This is a genomic window from Lactiplantibacillus nangangensis (assembly GCF_005405065.1).
Taxonomy (GTDB): domain Bacteria; phylum Bacillota; class Bacilli; order Lactobacillales; family Lactobacillaceae; genus Lactiplantibacillus; species Lactiplantibacillus nangangensis.
Genome location: NZ_BJDI01000001.1, coordinates 34,254 through 49,251 on the forward strand (window position 1 = coordinate 34,254; position 14,998 = coordinate 49,251).

16 protein-coding genes are annotated in these 14,998 nt (G+C 42.8%); 7 read left to right on the forward strand and 9 right to left on the reverse strand.

The features are described from left to right. Nucleotides 1–56: 56 nt before the first annotated feature. The 6 genes from FFM70_RS00160 to FFM70_RS00185 all read right to left on the reverse strand — a co-directional run bounded on the left by FFM70_RS00160 (nt 57) and on the right by FFM70_RS00185 (nt 8,109). Nucleotides 57–1,205, reverse strand: a complete 1,149-nt coding sequence (locus tag FFM70_RS00160) for an RNA-guided endonuclease InsQ/TnpB family protein (protein WP_137614843.1) — start codon at nt 1,203–1,205, stop codon at nt 57–59. Between the two features lie 360 nt (nt 1,206–1,565). Continuing rightward, nucleotides 1,566–2,843: an AAA family ATPase gene (locus tag FFM70_RS00165; protein ID WP_137614844.1), complete on the reverse strand. Its 1,278-nt coding sequence runs from the start codon at nt 2,841–2,843 to the stop codon at nt 1,566–1,568. A 704-nt stretch (nt 2,844–3,547) separates the two neighbouring features. Next, nucleotides 3,548–4,915 (reverse strand): PTS sugar transporter subunit IIC, encoded by a 1,368-nt coding sequence (locus FFM70_RS00170; RefSeq protein WP_137614845.1) that lies wholly within the window; start codon nt 4,913–4,915, stop codon nt 3,548–3,550. A gap of 199 nt (nt 4,916–5,114) precedes the next feature. Then, nucleotides 5,115–5,885 carry a MurR/RpiR family transcriptional regulator gene (locus tag FFM70_RS00175; protein ID WP_137614846.1) on the reverse strand — a complete coding sequence of 257 codons (771 nt, stop codon included), beginning with the start codon at nt 5,883–5,885 and terminating at the stop codon, nt 5,115–5,117. A gap of 103 nt (nt 5,886–5,988) precedes the next feature. Further along, a complete protein-coding gene (locus tag FFM70_RS00180) occupies nt 5,989–6,681 on the reverse strand; it encodes a DUF4811 domain-containing protein (protein ID WP_137614847.1) in 693 nt (230 codons plus the stop codon). Next, nucleotides 6,682–8,109 carry a DHA2 family efflux MFS transporter permease subunit gene (locus FFM70_RS00185; RefSeq protein WP_223877388.1) on the reverse strand — a complete coding sequence of 476 codons (1,428 nt, stop codon included), beginning with the start codon at nt 8,107–8,109 and terminating at the stop codon, nt 6,682–6,684. 87 nt (nt 8,110–8,196) lie between these two features. On the opposite strand from FFM70_RS00185, the gene FFM70_RS00190 reads away from it, so the two are divergent. Beyond that, nucleotides 8,197–8,787 (forward strand): helix-turn-helix domain-containing protein, encoded by a 591-nt coding sequence (locus FFM70_RS00190; protein WP_137614848.1) that lies wholly within the window; start codon nt 8,197–8,199, stop codon nt 8,785–8,787. Nucleotides 8,788–8,863: 76 nt separating this feature from the next. On the opposite strand, the gene FFM70_RS00195 is transcribed toward FFM70_RS00190, so the two are convergent. Beyond that, nucleotides 8,864–9,295, reverse strand: a complete 432-nt coding sequence (locus FFM70_RS00195) for a CopY/TcrY family copper transport repressor (RefSeq protein WP_137614849.1) — start codon at nt 9,293–9,295, stop codon at nt 8,864–8,866. 247 nt (nt 9,296–9,542) lie between these two features. Here FFM70_RS00195 and FFM70_RS00200 point away from each other — a divergent pair, with 247 nt between their 5' ends. After that, entirely contained in the window at nt 9,543–10,193 is a 651-nt protein-coding gene (locus FFM70_RS00200; RefSeq protein ID WP_137614850.1) for an EAL domain-containing protein, read from the forward strand. A gap of 43 nt (nt 10,194–10,236) precedes the next feature. Beyond that, nucleotides 10,237–11,367: a GGDEF domain-containing protein gene (locus FFM70_RS00205; RefSeq protein ID WP_137614851.1), complete on the forward strand. Its 1,131-nt coding sequence runs from the start codon at nt 10,237–10,239 to the stop codon at nt 11,365–11,367. A gap of 160 nt (nt 11,368–11,527) precedes the next feature. On the opposite strand, the gene FFM70_RS00210 is transcribed toward FFM70_RS00205, so the two are convergent. Further along, on the reverse strand, nt 11,528–11,803 hold the full coding sequence (locus tag FFM70_RS00210) for a hypothetical protein (protein ID WP_137614852.1): 276 nt from the start codon (nt 11,801–11,803) through the stop codon (nt 11,528–11,530). A 133-nt stretch (nt 11,804–11,936) separates the two neighbouring features. Between FFM70_RS00210 and FFM70_RS00215 the strand changes: the two genes are divergently transcribed. The 4 genes from FFM70_RS00215 (at nt 11,937) to FFM70_RS00230 (ending at nt 14,576) form a co-directional block, all read left to right on the forward strand. Next, complete coding sequence (locus FFM70_RS00215) at nt 11,937–12,353, forward strand: zinc ribbon domain-containing protein (protein WP_137614853.1); 417 nt, start codon at nt 11,937–11,939, stop codon at nt 12,351–12,353. 110 nt (nt 12,354–12,463) lie between these two features. Then, nucleotides 12,464–13,915, forward strand: coding sequence for a DHA2 family efflux MFS transporter permease subunit (locus tag FFM70_RS00220; protein WP_137614854.1), 1,452 nt, complete (start codon nt 12,464–12,466; stop codon nt 13,913–13,915). A gap of 162 nt (nt 13,916–14,077) precedes the next feature. Next, the gene (locus tag FFM70_RS00225) at nt 14,078–14,269 is read left to right on the forward strand and encodes a hypothetical protein (RefSeq protein ID WP_137614855.1); all 192 of its coding nucleotides are present in this window, start codon (nt 14,078–14,080) and stop codon (nt 14,267–14,269) included. Nucleotides 14,270–14,279: 10 nt separating this feature from the next. Then, complete coding sequence (locus FFM70_RS00230) at nt 14,280–14,576, forward strand: hypothetical protein (protein WP_223877389.1); 297 nt, start codon at nt 14,280–14,282, stop codon at nt 14,574–14,576. A gap of 36 nt (nt 14,577–14,612) precedes the next feature. On the opposite strand, the gene FFM70_RS00235 is transcribed toward FFM70_RS00230, so the two are convergent. Beyond that, complete coding sequence (locus FFM70_RS00235; RefSeq protein WP_137614856.1) at nt 14,613–14,996, reverse strand: DUF1398 family protein; 384 nt, start codon at nt 14,994–14,996, stop codon at nt 14,613–14,615. Between the last annotated feature and the right edge of the window lie 2 nt (nt 14,997–14,998).

Consider the following 14,998-nt stretch of genomic DNA (forward strand, 5'->3'; position numbering starts at 1 on the left):
CAACTATGACAGCATGAGGACTTAGCCAGCCCCGTTTAGTTGTGATTTTTTTTGCTTTAGATTAAAGCTAGTAAATTAGCAACCGCATTTTCATCACGATCAATCACAGCTCCACAACTGTAACAAACATATTCATTATGCTTAGTCTGATGTGTTGCATTACCTTGGAGCGTGATTTTGTTGTTTCCAGATTTGATATGACCACACTTTGAACAGCGCTGGGTTGAGGGATACTGTCGATCTGCCAAAATCAGTTCTTTACCATACCAGTCGCACTTATAAGTTAATATCTGCCGGAAGTAGCCGAACATTGACCGTTGCAAACCTTTAGAAGCAATGTGGCTCATTTGCATAGACTTAACTGACAGGTCTTCAATCACGATTGTATCGTAATCGTTGACTAGCTTTGTCGTAAACTTTTGCATAATGTCATGTTGGATATTAGCAACTTTGCGATAGTCACGTTGCAATTTGGCTCTCATTGCAACGTAACGACCACTTTTGGTTGCTTTATTACCATTCATGACTCGCTTATGAGCTAACTGCTTTTGGTAAAACTTGATTCGCTGATATAATTTGCGTAATCGTTTCGGCACTGCACCAACAACACCGGCTGTATAGTTTAAATGTCCAACATTCACGTCAACAGCCGATACATCACCAGTTCGTAGTTTGGCATCAAGCTCAACTTCTAAAGGAAGACTGGCCCAGTATTTGCCATTTTCACGATAAATACTGATTACCTTCAGCACGCCTGACAAATCCGAATGTTTGCTAATCCTGATGTCATACCAATCTTTAACACCACGTGGTTTATCCAAGCGAACCTTACCAGCGACAAGTTTAGCCCGGTCGGTTTTAAAGCCTTGTCGAGCGGCCTTTTTCGACTTGAAAGTTGGCTTACCCCAATCAGGTTGTGATTTGTCAAGGAAGTTTTGCCAAGCATGTCCTAAATCAGCCACAGCTAATTGGAGGGTACGTGCTGATAACTCGTACTGCCAATCTGCTTTATTTCCGACTAACTCATTCCGAACTGAATAAGCACTGGGACGGGGACTACTTAAATCAAGTGTATGCAAATCATACATATCATTCCAAGTGGACAGCCCCTCATTCCAGCAATATCTTCGATAATCGCAAAGGCTATCGAGTACCTTTGCCATATGACGGTTGGGGTAAAGCCTTACCTTTTGTGTTCGAATCATCAGCATCGTCACCACCCAAATTAGTGTTGTCTATTAGTTTGTAAGCACACTTCTAATTATAATTTAGGCGACTATCGATGTCAGTGATTTGATCATTAAAGTGGTATAAATAACACGATTCTTATTTGGGAAAGACATTTTGCACTTTTTTACGAAATTCGAACTGTGGAATCAAAATCACTAGCTTTAATCATTACCAAGCTCGCTACCTCCATATTTTCTCTCTGTGGCCGCTTGGTATTTTCTTCTACATATTTCAACGTTTTTCTACGTTTTAGTTAATGATTACTTCCTCCTTCAACAAATATGTCAATCGTTTTATGATAGGCCTTCTCGCCCCTGCCATTTCCTTTCTTCTGCCTACCCCTCATGATTAGGTCCCTTACCTTTTATGTCACCCAAGGACTCTAGCATTTCATCTGAATCAATGATCGGTTTAGCACCGAATCTTCCTTCTAAATACCGCTTCATATAGCTAACTCCACTGCGAGAAATATTACGGGGATCATTGAAATCAAAGATTGAGCTTAAATCACTGATACCGTGAAAATCTTTTTCTACAAAGTATATTTGATCGACTCGTACTTTTGAATCTAACAGTTGTAGTTCATGTGTCGTTAAGATGAATTGGTTCTTATTTGCTTCTGAGTTAAATATCTTGATTAAGGCTTGCGACAATTCCAAGTGAAGTGAATCATCAAACTCATCAAAAAGTAGCGTCTTCCCATTATCATTTAACTCTGCATTAATAATTGATAACGCAATCATCAGTATCTTTTGAGTTCCGCGAGATTCGCTATCGATTGGCATCTTCTTGGTTTTCCCCAAGAATACACCATCAGTACCATATTCTTTATGCATCGTAAAAAGTTCAGTCCTGTTGGTCTGTAAAGGTATGCTGTAACCAGAAACTGGGATTGAAGTTTTGGCAGAATCTATCACTTCAATATCCGTGATATTAAAATCAGCAAAATGTAAAAATCTAAGCAATTGTTCTTTCACACTATTATTCTTGATCAACAGTGCTAGGTTATCAGGAATTGCCGCTCTACTATAATCCCCAACAAAAATTAAATCTTCATCAAACCATGTGACGACTTCAATAGCATTAAAATCATTGTTTTGTTGTGCAGTAAACAAGAAAAGCGAATTAGGTTTGGTTCTTTTTGAAACGGACACTAACTCCTTGGGCAAGATTTCAAATCGTTTACCCACCCGTTTAAAATAAGGGGTCTTCTTATTATTTATAGTTAGTTCCTCACGAGTAATCATTTTTTGATTATAGGAAAATTCATACTTAAACTCATTGCTATTTCTTTTAAAATCAACACAGAATGTCGTTTGTGGCTCATCTTCAAGTAACTCCGGATCTAGTTGAAACAGGTTGATAGGTAACGAATCGGTGGCTTTGGCAGGATCGTTTAAAACCATATTTTTCATCGTCTTGATGCCATCTAAAAGATTTGACTTGCCGGCACCATTTGGACCAAAGACTAACAGGTTTTTTAAAACCGACGTTCTGCCAATATCCAGTGTATTCGTCTTTTTATATTTACTTAGTCGCTGACCGGCTTCAGAAGATAAAGTTACCTTGTCTTTGAAAGATTTAAAGTTCTCCATTGAAAAATCAATTAACAATTTAGGCCCCTCCTTTTAGTGATTAAGATGTATCTCATTATATCATTTAACGAAGTTTTTCTGTGATTTATCCTACCAAAATATGGAAGTCTCAAAAAAATTGTGTCATTAAATACATTGATATGTATTTATAATCAAAATTCCAAGACCTCTTGTACGCTAATAATCGTTCCCTCCGTTCACACAATAATCATCGTTAGCACGCATTTAATCACAAGCCCCCAATAAAATGTTTAAAAACTAGACCTACACAGAATAGTAATACTCGCATTGGTTATGCCTAAAATGGTTTCATACCAATCATTACTCCCATCAGGCGGAATCCGTTCTTGCCGACACGGCACACTAATTCTGACTGACTCTGCTAAATTTAAACAATTGACTAATAGCTGTAGGTTGTTGTTGATGGCATCGGCCGTGTAGGTGGCGTTTGACCGGCGAATTTCCGGTCTTACACCACGGACCGGCCGGGAGATTTGCGGTTTAGGCAAAGCTTCCGGGCGAGGGACAAGACGTTTCTCAGGCTTGCCCCGGTCCCTCGGCCGCATGTTATCAACAACAACCGGAAGCGGCAATTATCAACTAGCTTTCATAGCCTGATTAGGCATCACCGCGGGATAGTCCAGCGGTTTTCAATTTTCAGCTTCGAATCAAAAAAAGCCACGATAAATTACTATCGCAGCCTTCTCCAACTGATTAACTATTTAGTTATCAGCTTTCGTGCCTTCACTGATATCAATACCATCAGTATCAGCTTGTAACTTCGTTTGTTCTTGTTTGTATAGGATCGCATCTTGCTTACGCGCAAATGGCCAATAAACGAAGAATGATAAGACAATCATCCCACCTTGCCAAACAGCGGTCCGCCAGTCACCAACTAATAACCCTGAAATAATTGGCGGCGTGGTCCAAGGCACCATTGGTCCACGGAAGTATGGAATCACCCCAAACTTAATAGCTAAATAAGTGGCACCCATGGAAATAGCTGGCATCAAGATAAATGGTGCAGCCAAGATTGGGTTCATGACAATTGGTGTCCCAAAGAGGACAGGTTCGTTAATGTTGAAGACCCCAGTCCCAATACCTAAACGGCCAATTGATTTCATTTGTTGTGATTTGGCAAAGAAGACCATGAAGACAACCAAGCCTAAAGTCATCCCAGAACCAGTCACCGTCCCGAATTGATCAAGTAATGATTGGGTGACAATGTGTCCACCGTTGCTAGCAGAAGCAATGTGGCCAGCAGCCGTGATCTTAGCGTTAGCTAATGAGTTGGCTTGCAATAATGGTCCCATGATACCGCCAATAATAACGGCACCGTGAACCCCGAAGAACCAGAATAATGGAATGAGTAACGCAATAATCAACATTCCGCCAAAAGTATCCGTTAACCCTTGTAATGGAGTTTGAACAACTTTGTAAATAAATTCAACTAAAGTCGTATTGCCGAAGACATCGAACAGGCCATAAACGACTAACCAACCAACGGTAATCGCAGTGGCTGGAATCAAAGCAGTAAATGACCCAGCAACAGCAGCTGGCACTTGTTCTGGTAATTTGATTCGAATATCGCGCTTTAAGAACCATGAGTAGATCCAGCCTGAGATTAACCCGATTAAAATAGCTGCAATCATGCCTTGGCCGCCTAACCAAGTCCGGTCGATCATTGGGACTTGAGCAGCTTGGGCTGCGGTAACTGCCACTTTACCATTAATCATAATGGCAGTGGTTGGCCGCTGAATAATTAAGAAACTAACGAGTGCGGTTAATCCCGCTGGCATCGCATCAAAGCCGTCATCTTTAACCCAGGTATATGCAATCCCAGAAACGGCAAAGATTGACATTACCCCGAATGACGCGTTATAAATCTGCATACAAATCGCTGATAGTCCGGTCTTGGTCATCCATGCAGCCCAAGAAGCGACTGGCAACGATGCTAAGATCAAGAACACTGAGCCAATCATGATAAATGGTAAGGTGAAAAGCATCCCATTTTTCAGAGCAGTGATGGCTTTGGTGTTAACGAACTTCATTATTGGTGGCAAGATTTTGTTGTTCATAAAATCGCCCATAATTGAACACCCCTCCATGCTGAATAATTGCAAATCAATCGCGAATCATGACTGGCCAGTCGTTTTCTGTATCCGCTTTCATTTACAACTATAACGAACGCCTATCGCTTTGAAAAGGCTAAATGGCGCTAAAAAAACAGGTGTTCCAAATATAACCTGTCACAAAAAAGTAACCTGTTACATTTCAGGGTAGTATCCGCTAGCTATCGGCTTTTGCACGCCGGGCTGCTTGAATCTGATGTGTCTTATGCATAATTTGTTCCATCGTCAAAACAACTGGGACTTGGGTCGTCAAATCAACATCATCATTAATGATGTCACGAACTTCATGCGCATTGTATGCAATATTAATATCTGAAAGTCGGGCCAAGGTTGAAACAGCCGTATTGGTAATTGAGACGACCTTCGCCCCGAGTTCATGGTAAAACTGTGCTTGCTTTAACACTTGTTCACGTTCACCAGAAACGGAAACATCGACTAGCACAATCTTTTCAGCATGCCGTAATTGTGTCGGTTGTGGTTGAAATGGATCAATAATGGATAGTGTATATAGCCCTAGATTAGCCAATAAACGGGCCCCATATTGCGCAAAAGTAGCGCTGGTCCCAATCCCGAAAAATAAAATCAAGTCGGCGTCAACCATCATCTCCGCCACTTGTTGCACATGATCCTGATAAGTTTGATCATTAAACCGACCTAAAAATTCATTAACGGAATCAACGACCCGGGTCATTTTAGGTTGCTCCAGCTGTTGGTGTGCCAAATCCCGTTTGATGGCATACTTCAGTTCCATAAAGCCATCTAAACCCACCTTATTGCAAAATCGTAAGACAGTCGTGGTCGAAACATGACTTTGATTAGCCAATTCACGAATCGTCATATTAATTACAGCGCTTTTATTCTGAATAATATAATCATAAACCGTCAGCTCTAACCGATTTAAGCTTTCAATCTCCTGATAATTAAACACCAGCTTAACCCCCTACGTTTTTCCTTTAATCATACCATTTTAAGGACTTTAATCACGGGTCAAAAAAAGTCATGGCAAAACTCACCATGACTACGCTAATAGACTAATTTTGTCCGTTTTGAACTTGCTTAATGACTGTACTAATCGCGGTTTGTTCCGCCTGTTTAACTAAAGTTGCTTTTTGACTGGCCAACTGTGGCTGGGCTTTCAGCTTAGTTGCCACTTGTTGTTTTACAGTTTGTTGTAGTTGCGCTTGTACAGCTGGCTGCTTTAAGCGCCGACTTAAAGTGGTCAGTTGGGCCTTAGTCAAAACATGCCACGTTGATGACAAGCGATAAGTGACCGTCTGTTGCTGGCGTTGGTTTTCAGCTGTCACACCGCTAAATAACCATTTCAGCCAGGCTTGACGATAAACGTAACACCGATTCTGGGTCACTTTTGCCACCTGATCGTCACGAACGCCCGTCACGATTCGGACTCGCTTTTGATGGTTCAAAATCAGCTGTGTTTTCCGAGTTCGTGGTTGCCGCGTGGCATAAGCGGTATAACTTGTTTTACCTTGCTTGAGCTGCTTAGTGACCAATAACTGATTGCCCTTAATACTAGCGACAGGCGCAATTTTAGTCGTCACAGTTTGGGTCGTTAAACTAGTCCCAAAGTGAGCGACCGTATCTAATAGTAATAGCCCCTGACAGCCCAGCATCACCACAACAGCCACAATTCCCCATAGCCGATGACGGGTAATCAATAACCAACCGGCAGTGAAACCGGCAATCAGCATGATAATAATTAACATTTATGCCACCGCCTTTGTTTTTACGCTTAAGAATAAGGCCGGGATAATTGCCACGGCCGTTCCAACAGCAATCCAGATAAAGGTATGATAGTAAGCCGTTGCCATCATCGCGGTCGTAGCGACGTTATTCCCCTCATCACTCGCAATCACCGCGGCTAAAATGGCGGTCGCAATAGACCCACCAATATTTTGTGCCATTCGCGTGGTGACGGTTGCTTCCGGAATCAACTCTGGATTCAACCCAGTATAACTATCACTCATGATTGGAATCGTCACACCACTACGGCTGAGGCCCATGAGGAATAACATCGTCAAAATTAACCAATCTGGGGTACTTTCCGTAAAATACGCAAATGGGATCGTTGTGACCACGGCCATGACCAGCGAAATAATCACGACCCACTTGGCGCCATACGTATCGGTGATCTTACCCACCTGCGTTCGCGTGACCAACATGCCCGCGCCCAGTGCAATCAAATAAACGCCAGTCATAATGACGCTCAAATGACGACTCGTTTGCAGAAACAGCGGCAACGCAAACATCGCCCCATTGACCATCAGCCCGGACATGAATAACAAAATCGCCGAGGCAGAAAAATGAGCATTATTGAACAGCTTCAGCGGGAGCAAAGCGCGTCGTGGCCACTTGGCGGCATACACGACATAGCCTAACAAGCAATCGAGTGCCAGTAACCCCGGTGCCAAGACACTCAATTTACCAAAAATATCGTCCTGACTAAAGTTCGTGACGGCCACGATCAAGCCAGAAAATAACCCAACAATCAAGGTAAAGCCCACGAAATCGAAGGGGCGCCGTTTGTCAGGATTGGGCGCAAACGTCGGTAAGTAAGCTTGCACCAAAACAAGCGCGACCACGATCACTGGGATATTGATGTAAAATAACCAGTGCCAACTCCAAAACTTAATCAATGCCCCGCCAACCGTGGGACCAAGAATTGGGGCAAAAACGATCGGCAAGCCGACAACAGACATCAAGTGGCCTAAATTTTGCCCTTGTGCCATCCGAATCATCAAAGTCGTGGCCAGCGGAATAATAATCCCAGCGGCCGCCCCTTGAACGATTCGCCCAATCAGCAACATCGAAACGTTACTAGCCATGCCGGAAACCAGCGAGCCAACTAAAAATGCAACCTGCGCAATTTCCATCAATAACTTGCCAGATAATTGATCAACGAGCCAACCGGCCAGTGGTACGGCTAAGCCTAACGCCAAGACATAGGCCGAAGTGACCCACTGAATAGTGTTGACAGTCGAGTTTAAGTCTTTCAAAATAGTGTTGATGCCAATATTGGTCATCGTGGTATCTAGCATTGGGGCCATCATCACTAAGATCATGATTAAGGCAGCTTTCATATCCATTTGACCAGCCGGAGCAGTCGGCTGAGTCGTTTCATGACGTGTTTTCATCTGCACCTCTCCTTTAAGGTACTTGCAGTACCTAAGTAGAGATGATACACGCTTTTATTAAAAAAACAAGGGAATGGTGACAAAAAAATGGCCACTGAACATCGTAAACGAGGCGCCGAACTTGAAGCCGCAATCTTAGACGCCGCTTTAACAGTGATGCAAACTAACGGCTACGACCAAATGACGATGGCTCAGATTGCCACCGCCGCTCATACAAACAAAAATGCGATTTATCGGCGCTGGGACAGCAAGGCAGCCGTCGTTTCCGCGGCTGCACGGCACTATTTTAAAACCCATCCAGACCTGCTCAAACGCGATATTCCAAATACCGGAAATTTGCGAACCGATTTAATTCAGTTAATGCAATTACCGCTACCAGCAATTAAAGTCATTGGAATTCACAACCTCAAAGCCATCGCGCTGGATTTGTTTCCTAACGTCTCAAATATTGAATTTGATTTTCTTAATGACAATTACTTCCAACGTTTCTTGGCAGAAATCCTGCAACACGCAGCTGAACGGGGCGACTTAAATACGCCACCGGCAAAACTGTCAGCCGCGGCCAAAGGGCAACCGACCTTGCTATTACTGTCGTATGTTTTAAGCGAACGGCCGTATGATGAAGCCGCTGTGATCACCGTCGTCGATGATATTTTGTTACCCGTATTGACTAAATAATCAAAAAAGTTCCAGTACCGTGACATCTGATGACGTCTAGGTACTGGAACTTTTAGTTATTTTCATAATCAGTCGCTTAGCATTTTGTGACGCCCGGTACGCAGTCACAATCGACTTCTGCCGGGGCTGTTTTCGCCTTTTCCGCTAAGACTGTTTGTAGTTGACCAATATCCGCTTGGCTCAGGGTCAATTTACCAACTAAGTCGGTCAACGTCTGGCCGACCCGCATTTGACAAAGATGGCCAAACAACGTTTCCACTGCTTCATCCATCGACGGTTGTTCATCGACCGTTGGATAGTAAGTAAACGCACGGCCATTTTTTTCGGCCCGCAAAGCGCCCTTTTTGATCAAACGACCGAGTAACGTCTTCACCGTCGCAGTCTTCCAACCCATCTTTTCGGCCATGATTTCAGCCATTTGACTACTCGTGACGCTGCCTAAAGTCCACGTGACCCGCATGACTTCCCATTCAGCATCGCTGATTTCTAATTGTGTTTGTGCTTCCACTTGATTAGCCACCTTTCCATTTATATCTCTAGGATTAACTTTTATATAGTTTACATCCGTAAACGTCAAAATACAACTAATTGTCTTTACTATCATAGCGCAAATGCGATCATTAACTAAATTAATTTAATTATCACTGAGGATAATTGCGGCCAACTTATTGAACGACTTTCTGATGTATATTACAATAAGTTTAAACTGGTTTACTTATTAAATCACTCATTTTCGTTGTCAAAGGGGGAAGACTATGACCTACAAATTCTTTGTCCAACCACAAGTCAATGAAACGGACCATTCGATTTATGGCTATGAAGTCTTATTGCGCAAACACCAAAAAGATACCTGGACGCTGCCAACTAACTTTTCTGAAATTTCGCTGAACGAACAATCAAAACTGTTAGAGCAAACGGCGGCGGCGCTAAAAACATCCGTAACTAACAAAGTCATCGCGTTCAACTTGAACCATGACCAAATCGAGAATCCGCTCACCTTGGGCACAATCGTTGCCTTAAAAAAGCGGCTAAATCCTTCAGCCTTAACCATCGAACTGACCGATGCACCGACGCTTGAAGAAGTGCAACGATATAGCATTTTACTGCATCAGAATGACATGCAGCTCGTTTTAGACGATGTTGGTACTGGAACCAACACCTATGAAAATATCAAAGACGCCTTACCTTACGTCGACCAGATCAAATTCGCCATGCAAAATCTGCGGATGAGCGGCGAAGCCAATAAAATTCCAGAATTATTGGCATTCTGGACGAAGATTGCTCGTGAGTACCGTTTAGATATGGTACTAGAAGGCGTTGAGGATCAACATGATCAGGATTTAGCCGCTAAGTTTGGGATTAAGATCCACCAAGGCTATCTCTACGGTAAACCGATGCCCGCCTAACACCGGCACGCTTCATTTTATAGGCAGATGGGGGGCCAATCTCATGACACTAACGCACTGGTATGTGCCATCGTTAGTAACCAGTATCTTCTTTTTACTTGGCATGATTACGTTATATTGGACTTTAGCCGACCGCGCCATCCGTTACCTCGAGAAACGGGGTAAAAAGTTTGACCGTGAAGGTGTCCGAACAATGGTTGGCCTGATCTATATGGCTGCCTTTGTTATCCTGCTCCAACTCATCGTCAGTCATCAACAGACGACTTGGGTCTTCATGAATTTCCAACTATTTGCGGTCGTTTTTGTGAGTTACTTCCTATTGCTTGGCATCAAGCTCTGGCAATGGGTCGTGACCGCAGTGCTCTTTATGCTGATCAACGGGACGATCACCGAAACGTTATCTTGGCTGTATACCATGCTGTTCGTCGCTTTCTTCTTTATTATGAAGCTGTTAAAGCGACGCAAACATTATAACCACTGGGATTTCGTCAAATATATCATCGTCGCCATGTTGTTTTCAACGGCGCTGTGGGCGATTGTTGCGTTGCGGCTACACTTAACCGTCAATATCGTTTTAGCAGAATTACTCTACATGTTCATTATGCTGGTCATCGTGTATTTCTACGTCAACTTGTTGTACCGAGACGCGGCAACGTTAGCACAATTAACTTACAATACGAACTTCGACGAGCTGACCCATGCGAAGAACTTCTTTGCCTTTCGGACTAAATTTGGCACAAGTTTTTCAGAGCAACGTGACAATGATCGACCATTCACCGTCATGTTATTCGATATCGATCATTTCAAATCGATTAACGACACTTACGGTCATTTAGCCGGCGATTATGTGCTAGAACGACTAGCCTTATTGATTGAAAAATATTTACACAGTATCGATAAAGACTTAGTCCTCTATCGAACGGGTGGCGAGGAATTCACCATTCTGTTCAACGACTATGACTTGGAGGATGCGCTCATCCATGCTAAACGGATCGGTGAGATCATCCGGACGGCACCTTTCAGGTATGATAATCAGGATATTAAGTTGAGTATTTCAATCGGTTTGACCCAACAACATCCAGATGATGAAGACAGCACCACCCTCTATAAACGAGCTGATGGGTATCTTTACCACTCTAAGAATAACGGTCGTGATCAAGTTACCGCTAAGTAATTAACTGGAAACAAATCGCCCGGATACCGGTCATTTTTTGACAAGCATCCGGGCTATTTTTCTAATCAATCAGTTGCTGTCAGCACATTGCCAGCAACATCGGTATCCTGATACGGCACCTTATAAAAAAGTTCAGCCATCCTAATCGACGGCTGAACTTTTACTTATCTTGTTTAACGAATTGTGCCAATAACGTCATCAATGTGGTGACGGTTGTTGGATAATCCGCAGTGTTTTGTAATAAATAACTGACTAGTTTGCTCTGATACAAAACAGTTGTCGCTGATTGACCAGCCGTTTGTAACAAGGTTTTCCGAAAATCATTCAATAATTGCTGTAAGTTAGCTTGCGCTGGATCGGCACGATCTAAGGTCAGAGCCGCCCGACTGATCGCATCTAAAACCATTGCTTGTGTAATTTGTTGTTTCGTTGTCATAAAATTCAGGCCCCCACCCTTTTTGGAATAACCCTTAGTATACACTGACTTTTCAGCAAAGTACTACTAAAATTGCCCACCACCCTTAAATATGTTAGGATATGCCATTACTACTCTTGGGAGGTTTGCAAAATTGAAACCAAATTCAAAATTTATACAACGTCTACAACGCTTTATGATCGGTCGTTATGGGCAAAATGATACTTTGAATAAATTTTTAAATAACCTGGCATTAATTTTAATCGTCGTTAGTTTCTTTCCTAAAGTAACTTGGTTAGCTCTCGTCGCCTTAATTTTATTAATCGTGAGTTATTGGCGCCTTTTTTCAAAAAAAATCTATACACAGGTCGCCATTAATCGTGGCTTTCAACACGTTTGGTTCCCATTAGTACGGCCATTTACGCGTTTAGGTTACCACGTTAAACAACATTGGCAATACCGCTTCTTCCACTGTGCCAATTGCCACCAGCGGATCCGAATTCCACGACATCATGGTCACGTGCGCGTCACTTGTCCAAAGTGCGGTCACCAATTTGACGCACGAACTTAATAAAACTGTTTCTGAAATATGAAAACATTTTTCAGAAATCACTTACGAAGAACGCTTTTTTCTGTTACAGTAACCTATTGTGTTTATTGTATGGAAAAAGGAGATTTAATATGCAAACCAAGTCACATTCAAACCCTAATTTAATTATGATTGGGTTATTACTTGGGGGCTTTGTAGGGATGTTTAGTGAAACTGCTTTAAACATTGCCCTCCCTCAATTAGAACAACAATTACACGTCAATACTGGGACGATCCAATGGCTCGTTACCGGTTATCTATTGATGGTCGGTATCGTGTTACCACTATCAAGCATGTTGACGAAACATTTCACAACACGCCAACTGATTATTTTTGCCTTATGCGATTTTATCGTTGGGGCAATTGTTTCAGCCTTAGCCAATGGTTTTGCCATGTTGCTGGTTGGCCGAATGATTCAAGGGATTGCCACTGGGTTAATCCTACCGCTAATTTTTATCGTTCTATTGGCGATCTATCCGCCACAAAAACGTGGGGCCGCGATGGGACTCGTTGGACTGGTCATCATGTTTGCCCCAGCCTTGGGACCGACTTTAGCCGGCTTGATTTTAGGCGCTTTGTCTTGGCACTGGATTTTTTGGTTATTCGTGCCATTATTAGCAATTGCCCTCATTATTACGTTAATTTTCATGGAAAATGTTTCCGAAGTCACTAAACCTAAAGTTGATATTTTATCAATTATTTTATCAACAATTGGTTTCGGTGGTTTAGTTGTCGGCGCTAGTTTAGCCGGCGACCGTGGTTGGGGCAATCCGATGGTTCTGATTGCGTTATTAGTTGGAATCGTCTTCCTTTACTTCTACTGCCACCGTCAATTACATTTAGACACCCCAATCTTGAACTTACGGGCTTTCAGCTTTAAAAAGTTCAGTGTCGGAACTAGCTTGGTCATGATTGACTTCGGGATTATCATGTCATCCATGTATTTATTACCAATGTACTGGCAAAAGGGACTCGTGGTACCAGTCGCCTTGACTGGAATTTTGATGTTACCAGGTGGGATTATCAACGCCATCGTCTCAGCAACGTCTGGTCGGCTATTCGATAACTATGGTGCAAAATATTTAACTCGCATCGGCTTTGCCTTGACCTTCGTCGGCGCCTTAATGCTGATCTTCACGACGACGCATTCAGCTTACTGGTACGTTGTTTTGGCCCATATCATCTTAATGATTGGTGCACCATTAGCCATGTCACCAGCCCAAACGTACGGATTAAACGCCTTACGTGGCCCAGTTGCAGCCGATGGAAGTACCATTTTGAACACCTTACAACAAATCTTGGGGGCTTTAGCGACTGCCATTGCCACCAGTTTGTTAGGTATCGGCCAAGCTGCCAGTCACGCAACTGGTTCAACTGCCTTTGTTCACGGGATTCATTACGGTTTCTGGTTCACCTTAGCCCTCTCCGTATTAGGCTTCTTCCTCTCAATGTTGGTCAGCAACAAACCGGAAAAGTCGATTGATCCTTTAGCGGAAAAACGCGCTGCTGAAGCTGCACAACAAGCCCCTGCAGAAGAAAACTAACTGAACTCAAACTAAAATAGACTTTCAGAAACAAGTGACAAGTTTCTGAAAGTCTATTTTCATCAGCAAAAGGAACACCCAAAAGTCCTTTTTTTGATTGCACTTTTACCAACTATCCGCCACAATAGACTAGTAGGATTAGACAGGAGCTTTCAACTTTTAATGGAAATTACAATTAATTTAATTGTCGGCACCAGCGCCATTTTAGCTCTAATTTGTTGGGGTTTGGGTGCCTATTACTTTCATTTAGAACAAAAATTAGTCGCCATCATTTGGGCCATCGCTGGCGTTGCCGCCGCCGGATTAGCCGGCTTCTTCATTTGGGCCGCAATACCGCTTTGGACCAGTATCTAAGGAGTTACGCATGATGAATCCAGCTGATGTTTTTAATAAGTATCTCAATAAGTATCAAATAACGATGCAACATCCTGAACATGGCCTAGTCATGTTAACATCGCCAGTTTGGCCAGAGCATCCAGAATTACAAGCACAAGTTTTACAAGCGTTGGAAGGCTTTAATGGGGTTCACCAAGTGACCGTTAACAGTTCTGAGCAATTAGTCATGCGTTACGATTCAGAACAATTACGTAAACTGAACCCGCTCACCTTGATTTCAGTCGAGCGTCGTTTAAGCCGCCAATATCATCACGCTGGATATTAAAAAAGTCGGACAACTGTCCGGCTTTTTGTTTGCTTGTTAAAATTTAACGGTGGCCATGAACTTACCTTCATCACCACTAAAATCAATCACATTGCGCTTCAAGTTAGCCGTCCAAGCTTGGCAACCAGCAGCGGCTAAACGTTTAACAGCTTCTGCCAATGACAATTTGCCATCAACGTATTCTTGACCAACTTTGGCAACTTCTTTAGGATCTTCTTCCAAAGCAACCTTTGTCCCAAAACCATTCGTGCGCCGTTCAACTAAGTAGCCATCCGCGCCAAAGTAAGTTGTCGAACCGGCAGCCACTTCATATTGGAAATGTTGAACGCCTAAATCGGCTTGCTTTTTAGCGACTGTGGCGAAATCCACATGGTCCCCGAGTTCAGCTAAAACTTTATCAATTGCATCTAATTTAAACATAG